Annotated in this window: 36 protein-coding genes and 1 pseudogene; 35 read left to right on the top strand and 2 right to left on the bottom strand. The window is 36.8% G+C overall.

Features of this window, described 5'->3' with window-relative positions:
- From ABNX05_RS15070 to ABNX05_RS15060, 3 genes and pseudogenes are all read left to right on the top strand, one after another.
- A pseudogene (locus ABNX05_RS15070) lies at positions 1 to 180 on the top strand (CsxC family protein); the annotation flags it as partial.
- 582 nt (positions 181 to 762) lie between these two features.
- Positions 763 to 2,211, top strand: a complete 1,449-nt coding sequence (locus ABNX05_RS15065; protein WP_349660464.1) for a BC_2427 family protein — start codon at positions 763 to 765, stop codon at positions 2,209 to 2,211.
- A 145-nt stretch (positions 2,212 to 2,356) separates the two neighbouring features.
- Positions 2,357 to 3,124: a CsxC family protein gene (locus tag ABNX05_RS15060; RefSeq protein ID WP_349660463.1), complete on the top strand. Its 768-nt coding sequence runs from the start codon at positions 2,357 to 2,359 to the stop codon at positions 3,122 to 3,124.
- A gap of 503 nt (positions 3,125 to 3,627) precedes the next feature.
- Here ABNX05_RS15060 and ABNX05_RS15055 read toward each other — a convergent pair.
- Together ABNX05_RS15055 and ABNX05_RS15050 are read right to left on the bottom strand one after the other, a co-directional pair.
- On the bottom strand, positions 3,628 to 5,538 hold the full coding sequence (locus tag ABNX05_RS15055; protein ID WP_349660462.1) for a recombinase family protein: 1,911 nt from the start codon (positions 5,536 to 5,538) through the stop codon (positions 3,628 to 3,630).
- A gap of 73 nt (positions 5,539 to 5,611) precedes the next feature.
- On the bottom strand, positions 5,612 to 6,235 hold the full coding sequence (locus tag ABNX05_RS15050) for a LexA family protein (protein WP_349660461.1): 624 nt from the start codon (positions 6,233 to 6,235) through the stop codon (positions 5,612 to 5,614).
- Positions 6,236 to 6,410: 175 nt separating this feature from the next.
- Between ABNX05_RS15050 and ABNX05_RS15045 the strand changes: the two genes are divergently transcribed.
- The 32 genes from ABNX05_RS15045 (at position 6,411) to ABNX05_RS14890 (ending at position 24,404) form a co-directional block, all read left to right on the top strand.
- Positions 6,411 to 6,671 (top strand): helix-turn-helix transcriptional regulator, encoded by a 261-nt coding sequence (locus ABNX05_RS15045; RefSeq protein ID WP_349660460.1) that lies wholly within the window; start codon positions 6,411 to 6,413, stop codon positions 6,669 to 6,671.
- A 121-nt stretch (positions 6,672 to 6,792) separates the two neighbouring features.
- Entirely contained in the window at positions 6,793 to 6,981 is a 189-nt protein-coding gene (locus ABNX05_RS15040) for a hypothetical protein (RefSeq protein WP_349660459.1), read from the top strand.
- A gap of 84 nt (positions 6,982 to 7,065) precedes the next feature.
- Complete coding sequence (locus ABNX05_RS15035) at positions 7,066 to 7,278, top strand: ORF6C domain-containing protein (protein WP_349660458.1); 213 nt, start codon at positions 7,066 to 7,068, stop codon at positions 7,276 to 7,278.
- Between the two features lie 44 nt (positions 7,279 to 7,322).
- Positions 7,323 to 8,387, top strand: a complete 1,065-nt coding sequence (locus tag ABNX05_RS15030) for a DnaD domain-containing protein (protein WP_349660457.1) — start codon at positions 7,323 to 7,325, stop codon at positions 8,385 to 8,387.
- Between the two features lie 21 nt (positions 8,388 to 8,408).
- A complete protein-coding gene (locus tag ABNX05_RS15025) occupies positions 8,409 to 8,609 on the top strand; it encodes a hypothetical protein (RefSeq protein ID WP_349660456.1) in 201 nt (66 codons plus the stop codon).
- A 36-nt stretch (positions 8,610 to 8,645) separates the two neighbouring features.
- Positions 8,646 to 8,822, top strand: a complete 177-nt coding sequence (locus ABNX05_RS15020) for a hypothetical protein (protein WP_349660455.1) — start codon at positions 8,646 to 8,648, stop codon at positions 8,820 to 8,822.
- The gene (locus ABNX05_RS15015) at positions 8,819 to 9,094 is read left to right on the top strand and encodes a YosH family protein (RefSeq protein ID WP_349660454.1); all 276 of its coding nucleotides are present in this window, start codon (positions 8,819 to 8,821) and stop codon (positions 9,092 to 9,094) included. The genes ABNX05_RS15020 and ABNX05_RS15015 overlap by 4 nt, the downstream gene beginning before the upstream one ends.
- The gene (locus tag ABNX05_RS15010; RefSeq protein ID WP_349660453.1) at positions 9,091 to 9,378 is read left to right on the top strand and encodes a hypothetical protein; all 288 of its coding nucleotides are present in this window, start codon (positions 9,091 to 9,093) and stop codon (positions 9,376 to 9,378) included. The genes ABNX05_RS15015 and ABNX05_RS15010 overlap by 4 nt, the downstream gene beginning before the upstream one ends.
- Before the next feature lie 117 nt (positions 9,379 to 9,495).
- Positions 9,496 to 9,990, top strand: a complete 495-nt coding sequence (locus ABNX05_RS15005; RefSeq protein ID WP_349660452.1) for a hypothetical protein — start codon at positions 9,496 to 9,498, stop codon at positions 9,988 to 9,990.
- Positions 9,991 to 10,024: 34 nt separating this feature from the next.
- Positions 10,025 to 10,255 carry a hypothetical protein gene (locus ABNX05_RS15000; protein ID WP_349660451.1) on the top strand — a complete coding sequence of 77 codons (231 nt, stop codon included), beginning with the start codon at positions 10,025 to 10,027 and terminating at the stop codon, positions 10,253 to 10,255.
- 3 nt (positions 10,256 to 10,258) lie between these two features.
- On the top strand, positions 10,259 to 10,867 hold the full coding sequence (locus ABNX05_RS14995; RefSeq protein ID WP_349660450.1) for an HNH endonuclease signature motif containing protein: 609 nt from the start codon (positions 10,259 to 10,261) through the stop codon (positions 10,865 to 10,867).
- On the top strand, positions 10,861 to 11,040 hold the full coding sequence (locus ABNX05_RS14990) for a hypothetical protein (protein ID WP_349660449.1): 180 nt from the start codon (positions 10,861 to 10,863) through the stop codon (positions 11,038 to 11,040). The genes ABNX05_RS14995 and ABNX05_RS14990 overlap by 7 nt, the downstream gene beginning before the upstream one ends.
- Positions 11,041 to 11,070: 30 nt before the next feature.
- Complete coding sequence (locus ABNX05_RS14985; RefSeq protein ID WP_349660448.1) at positions 11,071 to 11,268, top strand: hypothetical protein; 198 nt, start codon at positions 11,071 to 11,073, stop codon at positions 11,266 to 11,268.
- Between the two features lie 103 nt (positions 11,269 to 11,371).
- On the top strand, positions 11,372 to 11,575 hold the full coding sequence (locus tag ABNX05_RS14980) for a hypothetical protein (protein WP_349660447.1): 204 nt from the start codon (positions 11,372 to 11,374) through the stop codon (positions 11,573 to 11,575).
- 95 nt (positions 11,576 to 11,670) lie between these two features.
- Positions 11,671 to 12,117: an ArpU family phage packaging/lysis transcriptional regulator gene (locus tag ABNX05_RS14975; RefSeq protein ID WP_349660446.1), complete on the top strand. Its 447-nt coding sequence runs from the start codon at positions 11,671 to 11,673 to the stop codon at positions 12,115 to 12,117.
- Positions 12,114 to 12,695, top strand: a complete 582-nt coding sequence (locus tag ABNX05_RS14970; protein ID WP_349660445.1) for a tyrosine-type recombinase/integrase — start codon at positions 12,114 to 12,116, stop codon at positions 12,693 to 12,695. The genes ABNX05_RS14975 and ABNX05_RS14970 overlap by 4 nt, the downstream gene beginning before the upstream one ends.
- A 391-nt stretch (positions 12,696 to 13,086) precedes the next feature.
- The gene (locus ABNX05_RS14965) at positions 13,087 to 13,284 is read left to right on the top strand and encodes a hypothetical protein (protein ID WP_349660444.1); all 198 of its coding nucleotides are present in this window, start codon (positions 13,087 to 13,089) and stop codon (positions 13,282 to 13,284) included.
- 145 nt (positions 13,285 to 13,429) lie between these two features.
- Positions 13,430 to 13,981: a hypothetical protein gene (locus ABNX05_RS14960; RefSeq protein ID WP_349660443.1), complete on the top strand. Its 552-nt coding sequence runs from the start codon at positions 13,430 to 13,432 to the stop codon at positions 13,979 to 13,981.
- The gene (locus ABNX05_RS14955; RefSeq protein WP_349660442.1) at positions 13,959 to 15,770 is read left to right on the top strand and encodes a phage terminase large subunit family protein; all 1,812 of its coding nucleotides are present in this window, start codon (positions 13,959 to 13,961) and stop codon (positions 15,768 to 15,770) included. The genes ABNX05_RS14960 and ABNX05_RS14955 overlap by 23 nt, the downstream gene beginning before the upstream one ends.
- A 3-nt stretch (positions 15,771 to 15,773) precedes the next feature.
- Positions 15,774 to 16,007 (top strand): DUF6148 family protein, encoded by a 234-nt coding sequence (locus tag ABNX05_RS14950; protein ID WP_349660441.1) that lies wholly within the window; start codon positions 15,774 to 15,776, stop codon positions 16,005 to 16,007.
- A gap of 15 nt (positions 16,008 to 16,022) precedes the next feature.
- A complete protein-coding gene (locus tag ABNX05_RS14945; protein WP_349660440.1) occupies positions 16,023 to 17,585 on the top strand; it encodes a phage portal protein in 1,563 nt (520 codons plus the stop codon).
- A complete protein-coding gene (locus ABNX05_RS14940) occupies positions 17,575 to 18,588 on the top strand; it encodes a head maturation protease, ClpP-related (protein ID WP_349660439.1) in 1,014 nt (337 codons plus the stop codon). The genes ABNX05_RS14945 and ABNX05_RS14940 overlap by 11 nt, the downstream gene beginning before the upstream one ends.
- Before the next feature lie 15 nt (positions 18,589 to 18,603).
- On the top strand, positions 18,604 to 18,975 hold the full coding sequence (locus tag ABNX05_RS14935; protein ID WP_349660438.1) for a head decoration protein: 372 nt from the start codon (positions 18,604 to 18,606) through the stop codon (positions 18,973 to 18,975).
- Between the two features lie 3 nt (positions 18,976 to 18,978).
- Positions 18,979 to 20,004: a major capsid protein gene (locus ABNX05_RS14930; protein ID WP_349660437.1), complete on the top strand. Its 1,026-nt coding sequence runs from the start codon at positions 18,979 to 18,981 to the stop codon at positions 20,002 to 20,004.
- A 13-nt stretch (positions 20,005 to 20,017) separates the two neighbouring features.
- Complete coding sequence (locus ABNX05_RS14925; protein ID WP_349660436.1) at positions 20,018 to 20,383, top strand: DUF7210 family protein; 366 nt, start codon at positions 20,018 to 20,020, stop codon at positions 20,381 to 20,383.
- Positions 20,376 to 20,708: a hypothetical protein gene (locus tag ABNX05_RS14920; protein ID WP_349660435.1), complete on the top strand. Its 333-nt coding sequence runs from the start codon at positions 20,376 to 20,378 to the stop codon at positions 20,706 to 20,708. Before ABNX05_RS14925 ends, ABNX05_RS14920 begins: the two co-directional genes overlap by 8 nt.
- Before the next feature lie 8 nt (positions 20,709 to 20,716).
- Positions 20,717 to 21,256 (top strand): phage tail protein, encoded by a 540-nt coding sequence (locus tag ABNX05_RS14915; RefSeq protein WP_349660434.1) that lies wholly within the window; start codon positions 20,717 to 20,719, stop codon positions 21,254 to 21,256.
- 3 nt (positions 21,257 to 21,259) lie between these two features.
- Positions 21,260 to 21,754, top strand: a complete 495-nt coding sequence (locus tag ABNX05_RS14910; RefSeq protein WP_349660433.1) for a hypothetical protein — start codon at positions 21,260 to 21,262, stop codon at positions 21,752 to 21,754.
- Positions 21,738 to 22,043 carry a hypothetical protein gene (locus ABNX05_RS14905; RefSeq protein ID WP_349660432.1) on the top strand — a complete coding sequence of 102 codons (306 nt, stop codon included), beginning with the start codon at positions 21,738 to 21,740 and terminating at the stop codon, positions 22,041 to 22,043. The genes ABNX05_RS14910 and ABNX05_RS14905 overlap by 17 nt, the downstream gene beginning before the upstream one ends.
- A gap of 1 nt (position 22,044) precedes the next feature.
- The gene (locus ABNX05_RS14900; RefSeq protein WP_349660431.1) at positions 22,045 to 23,484 is read left to right on the top strand and encodes a phage tail sheath family protein; all 1,440 of its coding nucleotides are present in this window, start codon (positions 22,045 to 22,047) and stop codon (positions 23,482 to 23,484) included.
- 13 nt (positions 23,485 to 23,497) lie between these two features.
- Positions 23,498 to 24,016 (top strand): phage major tail tube protein, encoded by a 519-nt coding sequence (locus tag ABNX05_RS14895; RefSeq protein ID WP_349660430.1) that lies wholly within the window; start codon positions 23,498 to 23,500, stop codon positions 24,014 to 24,016.
- Between the two features lie 22 nt (positions 24,017 to 24,038).
- Positions 24,039 to 24,404 carry a phage tail assembly protein gene (locus ABNX05_RS14890; RefSeq protein ID WP_349660429.1) on the top strand — a complete coding sequence of 122 codons (366 nt, stop codon included), beginning with the start codon at positions 24,039 to 24,041 and terminating at the stop codon, positions 24,402 to 24,404.
- Positions 24,405 to 24,412: the final 8 nt, after the last annotated feature.

Raw genomic sequence — 24,412 nt, 5'->3', positions numbered from 1 at the left:
ACTTTTAGCACATTGCGTGAAAAAATTGTTCTGGATCTTACAGTAAAAGTACTGCAAGTTCAACAAGTCCGCCTTGGGGCTGGTAGTGCTGTAATAACTCCTGTTTTACCAGGATTGACTCCACCGGTTAGTCCTGCTGATCCACCAGTTAGACCTGAGCCTCCTTCTAATCCTTGTTAAATCATTAGTTTTTAGAGGAGCAAGTAGATAAAAACTGGTATTTCTAGGGGTACTGAAAATCCAATATTTGAGTTTTGGCAGTTGACAGTTTGATTGAATAGAACTGTTAACTGCCTTTTTGCTATATATGATCGGGTTGAAAACGAAATAATGTAAAGATAGATATTTTCTATTTAAGTAATCGTCTTAAACGCATGAATATCGAATTTTCTACTGAGATTTGGAAAGTACCGAGTGGCAAAAGTAAAAGTAATGCATAAAATGGATTGTAATTATAAATGCAACACTTAGATCAAAATAAAAGAAAAAGAGTTTAGCTGTTATCAGACATTAGAAAGAGAAAATGATAATCGCTGTCTTTAACCGATCAATATTCATTAAGGCAACGTGGAAATAATAAAAACGAAAAAGGGTTAGTGTGAGTTTTTCTTGAAGAAACGGATTTTGAACATGTCTCTCAAGAATAACGCATAAAGTGAACATTTGATCAAAAAGCTGTCTTGGCTGGAAAAATGCGTAGGAGTTTTTTACGGATCAGGCTGTTGCACGTTATTTGTCAATACATTATTTAGGAGTGAACTAATGAAAACTCCATGGATTAATTATACAAAAATGAAAGAAATAAGTTCCAAACAAAAAGTTTTCATCAATTGTAATTATCAAATTAAACCCAAGAAAAAGATAGATCATACACCTCAACTAGATACTACATGTGACATTTTATATTCTTTAAATGCCGATTTTATAAATAATGACCTTGCTATAGAAAAAGATGAAACCAGCCTTGCAACGCATCTAAATCCCGATAGTGAGCTACTCATTCCTCCTGAAATTGATGTTGAAAATGAAATGAACGATCCCCTTAATAAAGAAGAAGCTGATGATACCAGTTCTGTAGAAGAGGATCTAGCAGCGCATTTAGATTCTAATGGCGAGCTACACATCACATCTAATGTTGATGTAGAGAATGAAATGAATGATCTCCTTAATAAAGAAGAGGCGTATGAAACCAGTCCTATGGAAGAAGAGGATCTAGCAGCGCATTTAGATCCTAATAGCGAGCTACACATCACATCTAATGTTGATGTAGAGAATGAAATGAATGATCTCCTTAATAAGGAAGAGGCGTATGAAACCAGTCCTATGGAAGAAGAGGATTTAGCAGCGCACTTAGATCCTAATAGCGAGCTACACATCGCATCTAATGTTGATGTAGAGAATGATGCAGAAGAGATGGAGAAAAACAATTCTACAGGTGATATTAGTGTATCTACTAGTTCAGCGCAAGGACAAATAAATTCTATAACCAAAAAAAGTCTAATTTCTACTCATATAGAAATTGATGATTTTCTTCATGCTCCTATTTGTGGTGAGGTTGTTAAAAATACATTTGATTTTCTTGATTTAAACAATCAACTTACCCCTCAACTTGAAACCAAATTATTTAATACGTCAACGGATTATCCTGAACAGCCCGATTGTCGTCTAGTTCACTCAAAAATTAATGAAATAATATTTTTAAAGAAAAATGATACTTATGAAAAAAATAAACAGACGAATAATCCGTCTAAATCAGTTGTAGTTCCTTTACATAACACACAATCAATTAAAAAGGGAGAAACAAATAATCACTCTTACGCTTCCGATGATGTTATGCATATTAGAGTTCCGGTTGTCGTAGGGGAATATAAAATTGAAATATGTCTTGAAGAATTTATTCAATTTGACAAAGGAATTGTGGGGATAAAAGATATCTCGAATGAGGTAGTACTTACCAATTGTAGATTCGTACCTAGTCAGTTTTCCCGATCATTGAATAATGGGACATGTACAGCGTTAAAGGGAAAATTATTTATTGAAGGCTTTATAAATCAAAATATTGAATATACTACATTTCAGACTACAAATGCAGTATCTGCACAAGATGAATCATTAATTCATTCAAACCAATTGTGCCAAAATATAGTATTAGAATTAATCATTCATATGCTACAAGTACAGAAAATTCGAATCCGTTATGACAGTCAGTAATTAAAACTTATCTCTCAGCTCAAAAATCCCTTTTTTAATATCAGAAAAAAACTAGTATATACGTCCATGTATAGAGTTAAGAGCTACATATTCTAGCAATATAGAGAGCGCTCTCTAATGACAAAAAATGAAAAGAGGGAATTTTTTGAGTGATCAAATAGAAAATCAAATGCTACCTTGTCCTGTAGCATCAACTGAACAAATACCTTTAAATAGTGAGGCTACTCCACTAATCGCTACACCAGTTACAGCTCCAACTATTAAAGTTCCAGTTGTACTTGCAGAGCCAACACTTCAAATAGTTGTGGAGTCAGATATTACGCTTACTCCTGCAGCAACTGAAATCAAAAGAGTGAAAAAAAATGTATTCCTAAATCAAGTTAAATTAGTGCCGGTTAGATTTGCACGTATTGATAACACGGACTTTTTCAGAGTAACAAGAGCTAAATTATTTGTAGCAGGACATATTCGTAAAAATATAGAATATGCTTCATCAGCATGTAATGGCGCACTTCGCGATAGAATTGCAGACGTTCCGTTTTCTGGTTTTACTGAACTAATTTTTCCACAAACACCTGGTGGCACTACTCCAATCATAGGAATTTCTGAGTTTGCCGAAGCGAACTTCCTGAATGAAAGAACACAAATGGATGCTCGGTTGGATAAGGCATTCTTCCAAAATCTCGTGAAGTACAATGAACAACCATTTGGCGAGTTAGTTGCTGCAAACTTCTTTGAACTTGATTTTTCACCAGTTATGGCAGCACCAGAAGGTACTTTCAGCACATTACGCGAAAAAATTGTTCTGGATCTTACAGTAAAAGTACTGCAAGTTCAACAAGTTCGCCTTGGAACGGGTAGTACTGTAGTAACTCCTGTTCTTTTAGGACTTACTCCTCCTGTTAGCCCATAATTTAGTTTTTAGAGGTGCAGAACAACAGTACAAATTAAAGGGCTGTTCAATGAGAAAATGTAATTGAAAAAACTGCCCAAGACTATTTAAAGGCACTGATAAAAATTTACTATTTGAGTTGGCAGTTGAAAATTAGAGTGAATCTAAATTTTTAACTGCCTTTTTGCAATTTATTTTGAGATTGGGCTTTTTTTCTTTTATATTATTTGTATTTTTAGTAGAGTAACTCTTATTAGTAATTACTTTTCATTTATATATTTTTTGAAGCCTAGCCAAAAAGCTAGGCTCATTATATTTATTTGTGCTATTATAAGACACGTTGATAATTTAATTTATTGTAGTGTACTCTTGAAAGGATGATATATATTATGAGTAACGAGCGATCAAAAATCGTGAGTTTCCATACTCTAGGTTGTGGGGTAGTATATAGAGATATGATTGCGTAGGAATACAGTAATATCAAGGGTTCAAAAGCTTGGGAAAATCACTTAAAATGGCGTGTTTCAAGTGATTTTTTCGTTGAAATGATAACGTGTAGCTGTAGATTTACCTGTTTTTAAAACAAATCCACGTTCAATTAATTCACCTAATAAAGTGAAGATTCCGTCGCGAGAAATGTTTGTAGCTTTTTGTAAGTCTGCACGAGAAGCAGGGCCGTTTTCTTTCAGATATTCCAATACAGCCCCTTCATAATTCTTGTATTGCATCCGAGTAGGTGCAGCTGATTTACTTTGTAAAAGAGAGTTATATGCAAAAGTATGTGTAATACCATTTTTAAAGGTAATGGATTGAACACGCTTATCTAAAACGACTACATTATCGATTATCGTATGCATAAAATCGGATAAAGCTTCTCTTCCAACTGTATCAGATAAATCGCGGTAGTCTACATTACGTGCTTGCTGAATTTCTTTAGTTATTAAAAAGTGTTGTGCATTGTTAATAAACGCATCGCTTGTTTTATTTTCGCTTTTTTGTTGCAACGAATTAATACCGAGTACTATCTCTTCAAGTCGTTCTTGTAGGTCACGCTTTTTAAAAATATAATCCTTCTGGCTAATGCCATCCTCATCAAATAAATACAAATCCTCTAGACGCGTTAATGCCTTCTCAAATTTAACTCTTTCTTTCTCTAAACGAACGATCTCTATGTCGGGAATAATGTTTTCATTTTTTGTGGCCAATGAATATACTTGTCCTTGCATACCATTAGTGAGAGCAAAATATGTTTCTTTTAATGACTCGTTATCGACACCAACTACATCGATAAAGGCATTACCACGAAGTAACGCTCGCTCCATGTCACGAATTGAATGTTTAGGTGTTATCCTTTCTTGAAGCCTAATTAAATTGGATACGTAGTTAAAGATAAATGGGCCGACTATAATATCGCTTACATAGTTAGAGCATCGTCTAGCTTTACCTGATGTAACACAAGTATAACGTGATGGACGATAACCATCTTTACGTGCAGAATCTAAGCCAGCAGTAAGTAAAGCATTACACTTTCCACAATAAAGCATTTTAGAGAAGATGTGTTTATGAATATCGGCACGTTGGACATCAGTCAGACCTCTATAATTGTCGGATAATAGTTGATTAACACGCTCGAATTGCTCCTTTTTAATGATGCCGGGATGATTATTTTCAACGACAACCCATTCATCTTTATTTTTTAGTCGTCTACTGCCACCACTTTCACGCTTGTTGTAGCTGTAAGTGCCGACATAAAAAGAGTTACGTAAAATATCACGTACAGTTTTAGCTGTCCACTGCCCATTTCGTTTTGTAGCGATATTTTCTTCTTGTAAACGATATGCCACTTTTAAAGTGGAGCGTGTGGATTCATACAAATTATAAATGTCTTGAACAATCTTTGACTCTTCTGGATCAACGACTGGAAACTCTTCTTTATCAGACCATACATAGCCAATAGGGACAGTTGCACCATTCCATAATCCTTTTTCGGCACGGGATAACATAATTGAAAATACACGTTCAGCCGTTAATTTGCGTTCCAATTCTGCAAACACAAGAATGATTTTTAACATCGCTTCACCCATAGCAGTTGATGTATCAAACTGCTCATTTTTCGAAACAAAAGTTACTTTATAATTCTTCAGTTCATCATACATCTCAGAGAAATCTTTAAGATTTCGTGAAATTCTATCAATCTTCCATACAAGTAAATGTGTAAATTCACCGTTTCGTATACGCTGCATCATTTGTTGGTATTTTGGACGATCAGTATTCTTGGCCGAATATCCAGCATCCTCAAAAATCTCGACATTATCAATATTTAATGCGTACTTTGCGTAATTTTCTAACTCCTGACGCTGGAATGGCAACGAATCTTTATCAATCTGGTGCAATGTGCTCACGCGTACATATAATGCTGCTTTTTTCAAAACCATAACTCCTTTCTTTATAAAGAAAAGAGCTAGACAAATGAGCCTGCTCTTTCTGATTAATGCTTAACGTTAAGTATTAAAGATCTTGTGTGTAGCGTATTGCTTTACCGATAATACGTGCTGGATTATCAGCTGTAATTACATAAGGCTCATGCTTAGGGTTATCAGGCATTAAAATAACTGTATCACCTTGTCTTTTTACTCGTTTCAGTGTGGCCTCTGTGTCCCCATTAACAAGAACTGCAGCTATTTCCCCATTTTCAACTTCTGGTTGTTGTCGAATTAAAACGTAGGAACCGTTTGGGATGGTTGGTTCCATGCTATCCCCTTTTGCTTGTAAATAAATGAGTTTACCACTTGGTAGACTGTCAGGGGACTCATACCTATAACCAGTTAAATTTTCCTCCGCGGTAATTGGATCACCACAAGCTATTTTACCCAAAACAGGAATTTTAACTGTAGCTGGAGATAAAGCGATTATGTTGTTAGGTTTGGATATTGTATCCCATCCCATTAAATGAGCAGGTGATACATTGAATACATTAGCTAATTCCTCGATAGTATCATTTTTTAAATTCTTAATGTTACCACTTTCATACCTTTGAATAGTTGCTTCTGTTTTACCTAATTTTTCAGCTACCTCTATTAAAGTCATTCCTCTTTGCAATCTAGCTTTCTTTATTCTATCTCCAATATTCAACTTAATTTCACCTCCTAATCTATAAATATATTATATAGTATACTTACGTAAAATGAAAGTTTATTTACATATTAATTCAAAAAACTTTCGTGGCACGCTTGCCAATTAATAGAATGAGTGGTAATATCAACTTACGTAAAAGGAAAGTTCTTTTATATTGAAAGGTGGTGATAATATGGAGAAATCTAATATAAACACTCACTTACTAGAATCAAAAATGGTTTTAAAAGGTTATAAAACTAGAAAAGAGTTTGCAAAAGTAATTGGCACAACACCTCATACTATAGGTAATTTACTAAATGGTGTATATAAGCCTTCCTATGAATTAATGAACGCGATATATCAGGAATTAGAATTGACACCTGAAGAGGGTACAGCAATTTTTTTTGCAAGTAACTTACGCGAAACGAAAGTTGTGGCAGGCGAAATTGCATAGGATGCATAAAGGGAATGTCGAAATCAATTGGAGCGCTGTGATACCGAGCCCATGACGGTATATAGGTATTTTAGCTGATATGGCGATAGCAACGTCAATTTTTTTCAAAGGGAGTGATAATATGTCTGCTGCAAATAATCATCAGTCTGACAGTTTAAAGCTAGAAAAAATCAAAAGAGCATTAGCCAAATATGGCATTTACAATGAGGAACAGTTAAATGAAGAGATTAAAAATATGAAGCTGTTAAATATCGGATGTATGGTTTCAATTGTTCCGTCAAACACAACGAATATTAAAAATATTATTTGAAGTACTCATGGAAATATTCTAGCACTGCTGGAGATACAACCATGAATATACCGAAGTTTCTTGATTCTGGAAGGAGTGTCTATTTTGAGTGTATTACAAAATGGCCAATGCTGCCGATTGCGAAAAGCAGTCGGTGAACGTGTCTATACGTTAACCACTGAAAAAGGGGCAACAACAGCTTTATTTAAAGCTATTTATTCGGCTATTAACGAGCGCTATAACGTGGATTCTTATAAGTCTATTAATCCAAAAGACTTTCATGGAGCACTTAGATTTATAGATAACTGGAAAGGTTAGGCGCGTAGCAGTAAAAGCCGTATAAGGAGTAGGAGGTACAACAAATGTTTTCAACAGGAAATACAACGGTAGATACGGTAGGGAAAATGCACTTTGAAGGAAATACAATACCGCATTTATGGTATGAAAATATTTGCTTTGAGAATGACAAACCGGATCTAAACGCCATTATCATTCTCGCTGAAATAGTGTATTGGTATCGCCCGACATACGTTAGAGAAGAATTAACAGGACAAATTATCGAGGTGAGAAAACGATTTAATGCGGATCTTTTACAGCGATCTTATGAGAGTTTTTCTATTCAGTTTGGTATTTCTAAACGCCAAGCAAAAGATGCCATTATGCGACTTGAAAACATGAAAATAATTAAACGTCATTTCCGCACAATTAATCCACACGGTACACCTTTATCTAATGTTTTATTCATTGAATTGAGTGTAAGTCATTTAGGGGGTGTGACGTTCAAACGTCAGAGGGTATCGCATCCAAACGTCATAGGGTCTGACATTTCAACGTCAGAGGTATCGCATCCTAACGTCACACCTATGACGTCTCAACGTCAGACGTATACAGAGATTACTACAGAGATTACTACAGATATAAATAATGATGATGATAAGACGGTCCCCTCTAACGTACCAGGAAAAAAGGAGCCCAATGCATTTGAATTTTATGAGCAGAATCATTTTGGAGCATTAGGTGCTCTTATTGCTAACAAGATTGATGGATGGATTAATGATTTGTCAGAACCATTAGTTATAAAAGCTATGGAGAAAGCCGTAATGAACGGAAAAACAAACTGGGGATATGTTGAAACGATTTTAAAAGATTGGAGTAACAAAAAGCTTTTAACATTAGAGGCTGTAGAAGCTGAGGACTTGCGTTGGAAGAATCAACAAATAAAAGCGCAACAGCAATCCAGACCTCAACGAGCATATAAACAAAGTGGTCGTACCGAAGTTGTGCCAGAATGGTTCCATAACCGTAATGAAAATAAGCAACAAGAGCCAACAGAACAACCAAACACCAATATAGATTTCGAAGCCGAACGTCAAAAAATTTTGGCGTCATTAGGAAAGATAGAAACTACAGTGCAAGAAAAACTATAACTCGCACAAGGGGATGGTGACATGGAGCCATATACGCTGGCTAAAGGTTGGAGAATAGCATTTGGCCACTTTAATTCAGCTGAAATCGAACAAATGAGATATGAAGGTTGGAAAGTGGAATCGGTGGTGTACTTAAAGCAACACTTGCCTAAACGAAAAAAGACAAGACAAGCACCAAAGCTAGTTGTTTTTAATAAAAATGGCATACGCGTTATGCAATAGACGTTTTGAAAATTAACAGTATCGGAGATTAAGAGTATGTCAGAAAGACAAATAATCGAAAAAATAGGGATTTTATTTAATCGTATGCAAGGTAAGAATTTAGATTTTATTCATTGGGACATCAACCCTGATAAAGGAGTTGTTGTTGCTAATGACAATGACGGCAACACATTCAAAATTACTATCGAACCACAAACGGAGGTGACTATATGAGATTTTTCGAAGTTACGCAGCCATACTATGCGCTATTAAAAGCGAAGAACCCCGAAAGCGCAAGACAAATTTATACGAAAATTGTAGAAGGTGTACAGCAGTTAACACTGGATGAAATGCTTGAAATGAAAGAAGTACCAGTTGAGTATGCATCTGTAGTATATAGCAGATCTCGAACAAAAGAAGCCCGAGAAATACCATTAGATGCAGTTGTACAAGCACTAACGAATCGAACAGAAATGATTCTTACCGTGGACGGTTGCGCAGCATGAGTTTTTCAATGGATCATTTCACAGCGATGGAGGAGTTAGGACAAATAACAATATTTGATGTGTTAGATAGCAAACAACCGGTGTTTTCAGTCGGAGACAATGTTAAAACTAAAATTACGCCAAATAGTGATGATGAGTCTTACAACTACTTTAAAGAATATTATCCAGAGGTGCTTAAAAAATCAGGGGAGATTATTGAAGTTCGAGCAAATAATCAGTATTTAGTAAATTTTGCTGGGACTAATCAAATCTTAAATGGTTTCGAAATTGAGAGAAAAAAATAGAGCTTACCGCAGGCACGCAGTAAGCTCTCGATTCAAACACTTAACAAAATAATTAACTTCAGTATAACAAAAGTATGAAAAATATCAAATTAAAATTGATGAAACTAGGTGAGCGTATTGGGTCTACAAGGAATATGTATTGATACAGGAAACTCAACAAACTTACAGAATGGCAATAAATATTATTTATTTCCTCATGGTAGTCAAGCATTTCACGCAAGTCGATTCCAACGTGAAGGCTCTCATTTTGGCACATACCAAAAAGAGCGATTCAAAATTATAGAGGAACAAGAAGAATGGCCATCGGAGCCAATTAAGCCAAGTAATCTACCAATCTTGCAATCAGGCACAGTATATAAGGCTGAATTGGTTTGGAGAAAGCAAGGATACGCAGATAGCATGCCACTAGGGACGTACTTCTTAGCAGCCATTGATAATTGCTATGCATGTGCAACAGATTGCTATTTTTATTTAGACGCAGCATTAACGAAACCAAAGGGTCGATTCCCATTACATTGGTTTAAAAATATTCAGGAACATGATGAAAAAGCAGCCATGATTATGGAGTTACCTCGCAGTGAATGGCAACAGATGAACTTATTCGGTGTTTAAATTAGAACAATAAATTTAAAAAGGAGATTTATACATGCAAAATACATTAGGGGATTTAAACAATCATTTATTTGCACAGTTGGAGCGTTTGAGCGACGAGGATTTAAAGGGCGAACAATTATCAGAAGAAATTGAACGAGCTAAAGCTGTAACAACTGTAGCAAATCAAATTATTTCTAATGGTTCACTAGTTTTGCAAGCACAACGATTTCATACAGAATACAAGTCAAAAGACCTTCGAAAACCTAGAATGTTGGAGGGTTAAAACGTGCATTGGTGGTCAAAAGAAGAAATTGAATATCTCAGAGAGCACTATGTTTCGCATAATCGACAAGAATTATTGGAAATGTTTAACGACCATTTTAATTTAGCAATTACACCGAATCAACTTAAAGGTGCTTTAACTCGTAATAGCATTCGTAGTGGTCGGTCTGGACATTATGAGAAGGGCAGCACACCTGTTAATAAGGGTAAAAAGTTCCCTGGTCAAATAAATAAAACTTCATTTAAAAAAGGCGACAGGTCAAAAAACTATAAGCCTGTCGGTACTGAACGTGTAGATTGTGATGGCTATGTACTGATTAAAGTTTCAGATACAGGATCTTGGCATGAACGATGGCGACATAAACACAAAGTTATCTGGGAAAAAGAGAATGGTCCTATTCCTAAAGGGCATTGTCTGCTATTCCTAGATAGTGACAAGCAGAATATTTCTCTTGATAACTTACAGCTTATCACTCAGGCGCAATTAGTACGTTTAAATCAAAATAGACTAATATTCGACAATCCTGAATTTACAAAAACAGGGATTGTTATCGCGAGTATTTATAACGAAATAGGTAAACGAAAGAAGAAAAATGAGGATAAAGAATGTTAAATGACGTACCAAACAGAGTGCTTCTTCCTCATTGGATATTTGAGCAAGCAAATGGTGATAAAGATGAAATTAAGCGCCTGGTACTTCAATACATGACCAGGTATCCAAATTATCGATTGTTAAAGATTAGTGGTTGTTTTGCTATTTGCCAAAAGATAGAAAGATTTGAGTAGAAAAAACACTAGCAAACGAGGTGAACGAAAATGACAGAGCCATTTTGGAGTGCAAAACAGGGCGCTCTTATCCAGTGTCCCGTTAAAGAATGCAATCATATCGGTATTGTTATCACAAAAGCTCATTGCCGCTTAGTACATGATATGACACGTGAAGAGGTGCGAAAGAAATATGGGTTTCCAAAATACGTATCAAAAAAACAATCAAAAAAAGGTGATAAAAAATGAAAATGAAAGTTAACCTAACACCTGAAGAAGTAAAACAGATTGTAAATGAACACTTACAAAAACACCATTGTTTGAATAACTATTCAAGATAGGAAGTGATCATATGGAAATAGCAGCACAAAAGATTAATGTAAACAGTGTAACTAATAAAGCGTCAATTGATGCAACTAACGGGAAAGTAATATATATCGTTGACAATGGTGAAGTGGAAGCAATACCATTGCCACCCTTTGGAACATTAGAAATAGCATGTCAAAACTATAAAATTCACAATCTACAATATCGACAGACGATCAAAAGAAAATAATAAGCTTTGTCGGAAAAACCGAGAGCACAGACACCCTTATAACAGGGATTGTTTGTGCTTTTTTATTTGAACAAAAGAAAGGGTGGCAACAGTATATGATAGATCTTTTAAAAAACATCGATGGAAAAGCAACACAACAAGCAATCGAAGCCACGCTTAGACAGTACCGCACATTCATGATAACTACACCAGACGAATTTATTCCATCAATAACAGCAAAATATACATTAGAAATGCCCACATTTTCTAACGTTAAGCAATCAAGTGTAGAGATGGCAACAATTAAAAGTGTGGATCACTTTAACGAGTGTGAACGTTTCTTCAACTGGTTTAATCGTGGTTTATGTAAATTAACAGTAATTGAGCGTAGGATGATCACGTTGGCTTATTTAGAAATGGAACCTATGCACAACTATGAAATCTGTATGGAGTTGAACGTTTCGGAAAGAACGTTTTATAGAATGCGTACAAAGGCATTGTATAAATTAGCGTTAGCATTAGGGAAAGAAGTTTATCAAGAGGACGAGGCGGTGGTCCAATGAATTTCGTTCAGCCTATTCGAGATATGGATAAAATAATTGACGTTCAAGAATTTTTAGCAAGTAAGAATAAACGTGATGAGTTATTATTCTGCTTTGGAATTTATACAGGATTACGAATAAGTGACATTCTACGAGTTAAGAAAGGTGATGTTTATAATAAGGACGTCTTTTATGTCACAGAGATAAAAACTAAAAAGTCTAGGAAGAAGAGTCGCAAGGTTACAAGTAAAAGACGTATCCCAATTGTTCCTGAACTAAAAAGAATGATTAATGCATATGGCAAAGAGTTAAGGGATGAAGAGTACTTATTCAAATCAAGGCAAGGAAGAAACCAACCTATCACACGAGTAAGAGCATATGACATACTAAGAGAGGCAGCTTTTGCTTGTGGATTAAGTGAAATAGGTACACACACATTAAGAAAGACATTTGGGTATCATATCTACATGGATACAAAAGACGTGGCATTACTACAAGATATTTTCGGACATAGCGCTCCTTACATCACATTGAAATACATTGGTGTTAATCAAGATGCAATTGACAAGGCGTACAGTAAATTAAGATTCAAAAGGTGAAAGCAATCTATAAAATCGATTGCTTTTTTATTTTGCTCATTTATGGAAGAACGAAAGGATTTCAATTAATTTAATACTTTAGAACAGTAAAGACATTGCTTCAATTTAGTAGTGTAAATGTCAATTAGTAAAGAGATGATGAAGCTATGATATGAGCGCGTTTAAAGGGGCTACAGGACGTTAACAGAATATAAGATATGTTAAGGTGAGGGATACAATAAAAATGCTGTAAAAGGCTTGTGTTGCCTTTAAGAAAGAATGTTGGATGTCACAAACATGGCAGGATTTTGGCAGACTATTGGCAGAGATTCTAATTTTAACTGTGCTAGTATGTTAGTATGCAATACGTGAATAAGAACGATAACAATACAAATATGAGAGGGGCATATACATGTTAAAACAAAGCAAAGTAGATAAAATGAACGAGGCTGTTGCAAACCTCATCACTAAAAGAGTTAAGGTATTAGATCCAGTGATGGCAACACATGATGAGCTATCAACACTTGCAGAGTTAGTAAAAGCTGTGAATGGTGCACCTTCGCTTGTATCAATGATTAGTGAACCAATTAAACCATTCCAACAAGAGTGATGCAGACATGTTCTGTATCGCTTTTTTATTTTTTTAGGTTCTCCTAGCCATATATATGAAGCCTGCGGGTCTCGCGAGCCCCAAAAACGTTCTAGATACAGCGCAAAAAAAGGTGTTCCTTCCATCCTATAAGTGAGGTGATTTTTTGTCTAAAGCAAAAGTGGATGAGACAGTCATTGTAAGTACAGAAGCAATAGCGAAAATGTTCAATGTCACCTCTAGACGTGTACGCCAATTTGTCGAAGAAGGTGTGATTGAGCGTGTGGGTTATGGTCGTTTTAATTTGGTTGATACAGTCAGCAAATACATTACCTTTTTAAAATTGTCGGCTAGTATGAACCAAGACGACATTACTGAATCGCTAGACTATGAAAAGTGGCTTCACGAAAAAGCAAAACGAGAGAAGGCAGAGATAGAACTGTCACATCTTAAAAAAGAAATGCACTCATCTGGTGAGATTGAGGAAGTCATGAATAATATGATTATGAACTTTCGGCAGCGTATATTATCAATCCCAACGAAATGTGCACTTCAATTAATTAATCAAGATGACCCGAAATATGTAGAATCAATTATTGAGGCTTCGATTCATGAAGCTTTGATTGAGCTATCAAATTATGATCCGTCACAATTTGTGGTATCGGAGGAGGAAGTTGTAGAGGTGGGTGAGGAAGATGGTGAAAAAGCAAACTCTTAATCTGTTTGCAAAGATTGCGAAATTGGTTGCACCACCACCTAAACTGACGGTATCAGAATGGGCGGATAAAGAGCGAGTGTTATCACAAGAGGCATCAGCAGAGCCAGGGAAATGGAATACTGATCGTGCCCCGTACCAACGTGAAATCTTGGATTCCGTCAGTAATCCGCAATATGAAGACATTATTATAAAGGCATCTGCTCAGGTTGGAAAATCAGAGATCATTAATAACATTATTGGCTACTTTATTGATTACGATCCAGCACCGTTGCTACTAATAATGCCAACAGATAAAACTGCAGAAGCATATTCGAAAGACCGGATTGCACCAATGATACGTGATACACCTGCTCTTTCAAAAAAAGTAGGCGACCCTAAATCAAGGGATGGCAATAATACATTGCTACATAAAAAGTTCCCAGGTGGTCATTTAACATTAGTGGGAGCTAATGCACCGTCAGGACTAGCATCAAGACCAATTCGAGTTGTACTTGCAGACGAGGTAGACCGATTTCCTGTATCTGCAGGAAAAGAGGGTGATCCTTTAAGTCTTGGCCATAAACGTACAACAACATTCTGGAACCGAAAAAAAATATCAGTATCAACGCCTACTGATGCAGAAACATCACGTATTGAAAAAGAGTACAACTCATCAACAAAAGGTCAATGGTGCGTATCCTGTCCATCATGCGGTGTATTCCAGCCATACGAGTGGACTCAAATCAGATTTGAAAACGTGACGATGGAATGTGTATCTTGTAAAACGCAACATAAGGAAACCGAGTGGAAGGTACGACCAGCGAAATGGATCCATCGCAATCCAACGGCAAAAAAGCTAGGATTCCATCTAAATGCACTTGCATCACCTTGGGAACGTTGGGCTACTATCATTGAAAAATTTAAAGAAGCTAAAGAAAAAGGCACAGAAATGCTGAAAACGTGGAAAAATACCACGCTTGGCGAGGTTTGGGAAGAAAAGCTTCAGGAGCATGATCATTTAAAACTCATGGACCGTAGAAAGGATTATCCGCATAGTGTGCCAGATGATGTTCTTGTATTGACAGGTAGTGTAGACGTGCAAGATGATCGCTTAGAAATAGAGATAGTCGGTTGGGGTGTCGGGGAGCAGTGCTGGGGCATCGAGTATAAAATATTCACTGGTGATCCAGGGCAACAAGCTATTTGGGATCAACTTGACTTGTTTTTGGCGAAGGAATATGAGCGGTCAGATGGTGTGTCCATTATCATATCTGCTATTTGTATCGATAGTGGTGGACATTATACAAGTGAGGTATATAAGTTCTGTAAGGCGCGAGAGCATCGCCGTATTTATGCCATTAAAGGTAAGGGTGGTAATGGTGTTCCGTTTATTTCGAGGCCTTCAAAGGTCGGTAAAGCAAAAGATACATTGTTATATGTCCTTGGTGTAAACGAAGCAAAGGATACAATATCTGGACGTCTTAAAATTGAAGATAAAAGCAAGCCTGGTTATTGCCGATTCCCACTAAACAAGGAATTGGGATATGACGAGGCGTTTTTTGTTGGTTTGACATCGGAATATAAAAAGATTCGAACAATCAACGGCGCAGTTACCCATCAATGGGTGAAGCGCTCATCAAATATCCGAAACGAGCCATTTGACTTGCGAGTATATAACTTAGCAGCACTACGAATTTTCAGCCCAGATTTAGACTATTTAGCTGAACATAACTTAACGGGAAATGCGTATGTTCAGACAGCGCGAAAAAAGAAACGACGTAGGAGAGGTGTACTATCGAAAGGAGTGTAATAGATGGCATTTACAGTAGCAGAGTGTAAAGAACGACTGCAAATATGGCTAAATGCTGAGGTAGCTATAGCAACTGGTCAAAGCTATGTAATTGATAACAGGCGTCTAGAACGTGCAAATTTAGCACAAGTGCGCGAACAGATTAAGTTTTGGAAAAGAGAGCTTGCAGCTGCACAAGCAGGAGCAAACGGTAAAAGTAGACGCAGGGCAGTACGTATTGTTCCAAGGGACTTATAAGCGAGGTGATAAAAGATGAACATGCTAGATAAAGCCATTGCAGTTGTTTCGCCAGAACGTGCATTAAAAAGGGTAAATGCTCGAAAAGCGATAGATGTTTTAAACACTGGTTATTCAGGTGGAGGAGCAAGTAGACAGAAAAAGTCAATGCGTGGGTGGTTATTTAAAGGTGGATCTGTGAAAGAAGATATTGAGGACAATCGAGAAACACTTGTACAGCGTTCTCGTGATCTCATGATGAATACACCAATTGCAACAGGCGCGCTCAAAACCATTCGTACAAATGTTGTTGGTTATGGTTTAGTGCTTAACAGCCAAATTGACAATGAATATCTAGGGTTATCAGAAGAAGAAAAAGATGTATGGGAAACAACAGTAGAACGTGAATTTTCTTTATGGGCTGATTCATTAATGGCTGATGCAATGCAAATGCACAACTTTTATGAGCTGCAGCAACTCGCTTTTTTATCATTTCTAGCAAGTGGCGAAACGTTTGTATTACTGCCCTATCACAGTCACAACGAGCATTGGTACGAATTACGTGTACAGCTGCTTGAAGCTGATCGTGTATCTAGTCCAACAGGGGCTGATAAAAATGTTTTTAGTGGTGTTGAACTTGGACGTTTTGGTGAGGTCACTGCCTACCACATTTGCAATGTGCATCCATTATCTACTGGGGGCGGTACGAAAAAATGGACGCGAGTTGATAAGTTTGGGAAAAAATCAGGACGACAAAACATTTTGCACTTATTGGAATCAGAACGACCAGAACAAAGGAGAGGCGTTCCGTTGCTTTCACCAGTTATCGAGAGCTTAAAGCAATTAGATCGATACAGTGAGGCAGAATTAACAGCTGCTTTAGTATCTGCCTTAATGACAGTATTTATTGAAACATCAGAAGAAGATGATGGGGAAGGGACACCGTTACCAGACAGTATAGCAGAAGAGGATTTAGTTGACAGTGCAGATGAAACGAGCGTTGAGCTTGCGCCAGGGTCGGTTATTGCATTAAATCCAGGTGAAAAGGCAAATACGTCTAATCCTGCACGTAATAATGCATCATTTGACCCTTTTGTTGTCGCGATTCTTCGGCAAGTAGGTGCAGCACTTGAGTTGCCTTATGAGGTGCTAGTTAAACATTTTACATCAAGTTACTCAGCGTCTCGTGCTGCATTATTAGAGGCTTGGAAAATGTTTAAAATGCGACGTCATTTTTTAGCAAATCGTTTCTGCCAACCTATATATGAGGAATGGTTAACAGAAGCGGTATTAAAAGGCCGCATTAAAGCACCAGGCTTTCTAGATAGCCCTCTTATTCGCAAATCATATTGCGCTGCAGAATGGAATGGACCGTCACAAGGGCAACTAGATCCATTGAAAGAGGTAAATGCAGCTATTAAGCGTGTAGAAAATGAATTTAGTACTCGTGCCAAAGAAACAGTTGAGCTAAATGGTGGAGATTACTGGCGTAACCTTCCACAACGAATACGTGAGGAAAAAGCTCGACGCGAGGGAGGTCTTGATGTTACTTACAATGAAGCGCAACTTCAGGAGGAGGTGAATAAAAATGAAGATTGAAATTAAAGGACCAATTATCAATGATAGTGACCAATGGATTTACGATTGGTTTGAAATCCCTGCAACTAGCCCAGCAAAGGTAAACAAGGCAGTAGATAGCGCAATACAAAATAAAGATGGAGAGTTGCTTATTGTTGTGAATTCAGGTGGTGGGTCTGTTTTCTCTGCAGCAGAGATTTACACAGCTCTTAAAGCATTTAGCGGAAAAGTAAAGGTTCAAATTGTAGGTATGGCGGCAAGCGCAGCAAGTGTAATTTCGATGGCCGGACAACATGTTGAAATGTCTCCAGTAGCACAGTTAATGATTCATAACGCGACAACAGGTGCTTGGGGTGATTACAACGAAATGGATGCTACAAGTGATTTTTTGCAAAAGGTCAATCAGACAATTACAAATGCCTATCGCTCTAAGACTTCTAAGACAGAAGCTGAATTATTGCAAATGATGAACAAAACAACTTGGATGACTGCTAGTGAGGCAAAAGAGAATGGTTTTATAGATACCATCATGTTTGAAGATGAGATTGATGCTGTAGCTAGTATCGAACATCCATCGTTAGTAGAGGGAGCAATTCCAAAAAATGTGTTGGATAAATTACGTCAACAGTTAAAACAAGACCCTATTAATACAACAATGAATTCAGTTACTCAAAATGAGGGAGGAAGTAAAAAGATGGATTTGAAAACATTAAAAAACGAACATCCAGAACTGGTTAATCAAATTGTTGAGGAAGCTGTAAATAATGAGCGTCAGCGTATTAAGGACATTGAAAATATTGCTCAACCTGGTATGGATAGTATTGTAAACAAAGCTAAATTTGAAACAGGGGCATCAGCAGAAAATACAGCAATGGAAATTTTGAAAGCTCAAAAAGAACAAGCGCAAAATCAGTTGCAGAATCGTATGACAGACGCACAGCCGTTAAATAAAATTGAAGCTACCGAGGCACCTTTACAAAATGCAGATGCTGAAGTAGACAATCTTATTGACGGCATTTTATAAAGGGGGAATCAAAAAATGTATGTACTTGAACATGAGAACCTATTAGCAGGCTTTCAAGATAAAGTAGTCACAGAGGCGATTAAAGTTGCAGCAGAACAAGAGTTATCAGTAGGACAAGTATTTGCGCTGAATGCAAAAGGTGAAGCCGTTGCAATGACCAAAGAAAGTGTAGCTACAGAAGTATACGGGATTATGGCCGATGCAGTTGCTACTGCTGCGAGTGAAACAAAAGCAGCTGTTTGCTACAAACGTGGCGAATTTAATTCACGTAAAATCATCTTACCAACTGATTCAAATGCTGTTGAGTATAAAAAAGCATTAAGTAATATTGGGATTACATTACGCGACACAATCGCAGCAATTCCACAAACGAAAGGTGAGGAATAATCAATGGCAGTAAATTTATTTGAACCACGCACAATGTTAAAGTTTGTTAATCGTATGCCGAAAGCAACAACGTTTTTACGCGATAAATTTTTCGCACATAAAGAATTTTCTACTACTGCAAAGGTAGATGTAGATATTAAAAGCGGAGGCTTGAAAGTCGCACCTTATGTGAGTGAAAAAATCGGTGGTAAAGTTGTTGAAAATAGTGGGTATCGAACAGAAACATTTGCTCCACCACTCGTAGCACCTCTGAAAGTGACAACAGCTGCAGATATACAAAAGCGTTCTATGGGAGAAAATCTTTATTCTTCACAAACTCCAGATCAACGAGCTGCTAGAAAGTTGATGGATGATTTAGAGGATTTAGATCAAATGGTGACACGTCGAGAAGAATTAATGTGCGCCCAAGCGATTTTTAATGGAGAAATTGAAGTAAAGGGTGACGGTATCGATTACTTGATTTCATTTGGCCATACGAATCGTGAAACGCTTTCTGGTGCGAATTTATGGTCTGCTGAAACCTCTACTAAACTAGCTGATTTAAAACGTTGGCGCAAATCAGTACAAGAAACAGGATTTGTAAATACAGATCATGTAATTATGGCTGGTGATGTAGCAGATGAGCTATTAAAAGATGAGGAGATCTTAAAGCTTTTAAATATCCGTAATGTCACTATTGGACAAATTGCCATTAATGAATTACCTTCTGGTGCCACATACATTGGCTATCTTTCAGAGGTAGGGCACTTATATTCCTATAATGCTTATTATTTCAATGAGGATAAAAAGAAAGCAGAGCCATTAGTGCCAGCGGGTTCACTTGCTTTACTTTCATCAGAAACGGATTTCTCGATGGCATATGCAGCAATTACAATTATTAAAGATGAGGATTTTACAACATACGAAACTGAACGTGTGCCTGATACGTGGGTTGAGAAAAATCCAGATCGTAAAATGTTGCAATTAAGCTCAAAACCATTACCAATTCCAAAAGAAATTAATGGTTGGTTTGTTGCGAAAGTGCTTTAGGGAGGAATAGTTAATGATTAGAGCAAAGCATGTTATCAGGCACAACAATGTCGCATATAAAAAAGGTGCCATTATTGCAGGGTTAACAGATTCTGAAGCAGAACGATTAGTACGTTTAAAATCAGCTGAATATGTCATTTCACCTGAAGAGGAAATGAAAAAGCAACAAGTGGCCAATGATGTTAAAGAGATTCCATCAGATGTATTTGAAGAGTTACGAGTAGCACTTGATGAGGAATACAATGCTGAGGAATTGAAACGTGAAGCTGGAGAGGTAGGAGTAGATTTAACAGGGTTAACACGTAAAGGCGATATTATCGAAGCCATCATTCGCCAGGGAAAAGCTGATGAGTTATTAGAGGATGATACCAATGAATAAAACGTTTAGAGACTTCATTATGGAGGATTTGGACGTTTTTTTTAATGTCGATGAAATGGCAACACAGCATGAATTAGAAGGAGACACATTAGATTTAGTGGTCGTAGATACTACTTTAGAAGATTTACAAGGTTTTGGACGAGATCAGTTAAATGCTTCACAGGAGGTGTTTAAAGTCTTTAAAACAATCTACGTAAAAAGTAGTGAATTTTACGTTCCTAAAGTTGATAGCCTCTTAATTTTAGACGGTGATGAATTTTACGTTGAAGAAGCTGGAGAAGAAATGGGTATTATACGAATCTTAGTAAGCGCAAATGAAAGCTAGGTGTTTATATGATTGAACTAAAATTGCATCACGTTGAAGAATTAGAAAAATTGTTTGCTAAAACACCAAAAGAGGCACCAATAATCATGGCTCGTGCCATTAATAGATCAGCGGTTACTGCTCGGGCAACAGCAAGTCAAGAAATTAGAGCGAAGTATATTATTCGTGCATCAGATGTAAAGAGTGCTATCAAGATAAATAAAGCTACATCGGGCAAGCTTTCGGCTCAAGTTAGTGCTAGTGGACCTGTTATCCCTCTAATGAAGTTTGATGTAACACCTAAAAAGTCGAGTGATGTAATTGTACGTGCTCGTGTAAAAAAAGGCGGAAGTAGGAAACCCGTTCAGAATGGTTTTATTGTTTCAGCGTATAACAATGTGTACGCACGTACAGGAGATAGTCGATACCCAATAAAAGGTGCGTTTGGTCCTTCTATCGCTCAAATGATGGGTGAGCGTACAATAATCAAAAATATCGCAACACGTTCACAGGAAACGCTAGACAAGCGTATGGAGCATGAAATGAGACGATTAATATACGGAGGATAAGTAATGGACTCTTTGAATATGACAGACGAACTAGTCTCCTTTTTTACAGATGAATTAGCAGAGATGCGCTTACAAACAAAGTATGAAAACATATTAAAAGCACCAACAGTATACGATGGCTACTTACCACTCAAAAAGAATGCTAGGCGTGGTGACGAGGACACCGAACAGGACTATTATCCATATGTAATTGTCCGTTTTTTATATGAAAAAGATAACCTAAAAGATAGTAATGTGATGAAATTTAGACTTTTAATTGCTACTTATAGCAAAGATGAACGTCAAGGGTGGCGTGAAACTCTTGATGTGATGAATCACATTAAATTTGCTTTAAAAGAAGTAGATAGTGTGGGTCCTGGTCTTTTGACGGGAGAAATTGAATCAGCCCTTTTTGAAGAACAAATGAAACCGTTGTGGCATGGAGTCATGGAAGTAGACTTTGCAACGCCATCAGTTCAATTAGATAGGAGTGTGTTAGGCGATGGCTTCAACCATTAAAAATCAACAAGCATCAGCAAAACAAGTTGGCGATGCAATTACAGAGAATGTTAAGCATGAAATACTTCTCTATGTAGGTCCACCTGTTAAAGGATTACAACGATTTAGCTCTTTTGTGGGTGGATACCCAGAGCATTTTAATGAGCATCTGGAACAATCACCGGCATTTAAAAAAATGTTTATTCAACCAGAAAAGTTAACTGAATTTCAAAATAGCATGCTTGATGCTTATTCAGTTGAATCTATGTTGTTTAAAAAGACTGAAGAATATTTTAGCGAGGTGAAATAAAATGGCACGACATGGTTCAAGAGTAAGAGAGAATCCTACCTCTTTATCAGCACCAGTAGTAGCTACAGCAACACTACCAGTTGTTTTCGGTACAGCACCAATCAATCTAGCTGAAACGCTAGAAAACGTAAATAAACCTGTTTTAGCGTATTCGTTCCCTGAGTTTGCAAAATCTCTAGGGTACTCTGATGATTGGGAAAATTATACTCTTTGCGAAATGGCTGATCTAGCATTTAGACAATTTAATGTAGGTCCAGTTGTGTTTGTTAATGTTTTAGATCCGGACATACACAAAACAAACAAGCCAGAATCAATTGATGTAGAAAATAAAAAAGGTGTTATTGAAACTGAAGGTATTTTATTAAAGTCCTTAGAGGTTCGTAATAATGATAAAGAATTAAAAAGCGATCAAGATTACATTGCATCATTTAACGAAGATGGCCATGTAGTTATTGTGCTGTTAATTGATAATGTAACAAAATTAGATGTTAAATACGATCATTTAACGCCTGACTCAATTAAAAACAACCATATTATTGGTGGATATGACATTAATACTGGAAAGAGTACAGGATTAGAATTACTTAATGCGGTGTTCCCTAAACTTAGTATGGTACCAGGTCTTGTGCTTGCACCAAAGTATTCAAAAGATCCAACAGTGGCAGCTGTGATGAAAGCAAAGGCATCATCTATTAATACTTACTTTAAGGCACAAGCGTTAGATGATGTAAATACGCTAGAAGCTAATACTTACACAAAGGTTAACGAATGGAAAAACAAAAATAGTTACACAGGTAGCAATGAAATTGTTTGTTGGCCATTAGCAGGCATAGGCGATAAGGTATATCACATGTCCACTCATATTGCTTGTCGCATTATGAAAACGGCATATGACAATGGGGATTATCCTCATGAATCACCGTCCAATAAGCCATTACCAATGACTAAATTATTGGTAGAAACGAAGGACGGTCATGAGGATATTGATTTATCACCGGACCAAGCAGAACTATTAAATAACCAGGGGATTACAACGGCCATTAACTTTATTGGCGGTTGGCGCGCTTGGGGTAACTACACTGGAGCATTTCCGGCTAGTACGGATGTTAAAGATATATTTATTCCTGTTCGTATTACGCACAATTGGCTAGGTAATACAATTATTCTTACTACTTGGGATAAGGTAGATGGACCAATTGGACGACGTTTAATTGACAACGTATTGGATACGATGAACATGTGGCTGAATGGGTTACAACCAGAAGGTGTACTTATTGGAGGTCGTGTAGAATTCCGAGAAGAAGATAACCCAATAACGGATTTACTAAGTGGTAAAATACGTTTCCGTTATATGGTCGCAGAACCAACACCAGCGCAAGAAATCGATAATATCTTAGAGTTTGATGCAAGTTACTATAAATCATTATTTATTGTTGAATAGGAGGTAAGATACAATGCTTTTTCCTGAAAAATTAAATGAATTCCGGATATTCGCTAATGATAAACCTGATTTATTGGGCGTATCAGACATTGAATTGCCAGAATTAAATGCCATGACAGAAACAATAAATGGTGGTGGTATTTTTGGTGAATACGAAAGCCCGAACTTTGGCCATTTAGAATCCATGCAGTTAAAGATAAATTGGCGTGCTATTACAAGTGAATTAATCGACTTTTATAAACCTGATGGTATTAAAGTCGATTGTCGAATGGCCAACCAACACTTTAATACAAAAACACGTAAACATGAGCTTACACCGTCTAGAGTTCTTGTTCTAGGTTCTGTAACAAAAAACGCTCTAGGTAAGGTTGAAAAAGGTTCTCCTTACGATGGATCTTCAGAGATAGAGATTCATTATTTAAAGCTTGAAGATAAAGGTAAAGTTCTTTTTGAATATGATCGCCATAACTACATTTATAAAGTTGATGGTATTGATTATGGTGCAAGACTTAGAGAATCATTAGGACTATAAAACATAAAAGGAGCGAATTAAAATGAGTCAAAAAACAGAAAACCAAAATGAAACAAGCACAAGTGTAGTAAATGCAACTGAAACAACTGCTGAGAATCCAGATTTAAAAATTATTACATTAAAGAGTCCTATCGAAATCGATGGGGCTCTTTTAAATGAAGTTAAACTAGATTTCGGGAAAATGACAGGTGCTGATTTATTTAAAATCGATGCTGAATTAAAAGCTGAAGGCCATATGGAAGGATTCAACTCTGTTTACAACCAAGAAGTATTATTAAAAGTTGCTTCTAAGGCATCAGGTATTATACCAGACGATTTACTGAGACTATCATTTAGAGAGTTAGTAGAGGTAACATTTTCTGCTCGAAATTTTTTCATGGGATACTAGGTAAAGGC

The organism is Lysinibacillus zambalensis (genome assembly GCF_040183165.1).
GTDB classification, from domain to species: Bacteria; Bacillota; Bacilli; order Bacillales_A; family Planococcaceae; genus Lysinibacillus; species Lysinibacillus zambalensis.
The sequence above is the reverse complement of the archived record's forward strand: the minus strand, read 5'-3'. Positions and strand labels throughout refer to the sequence as shown.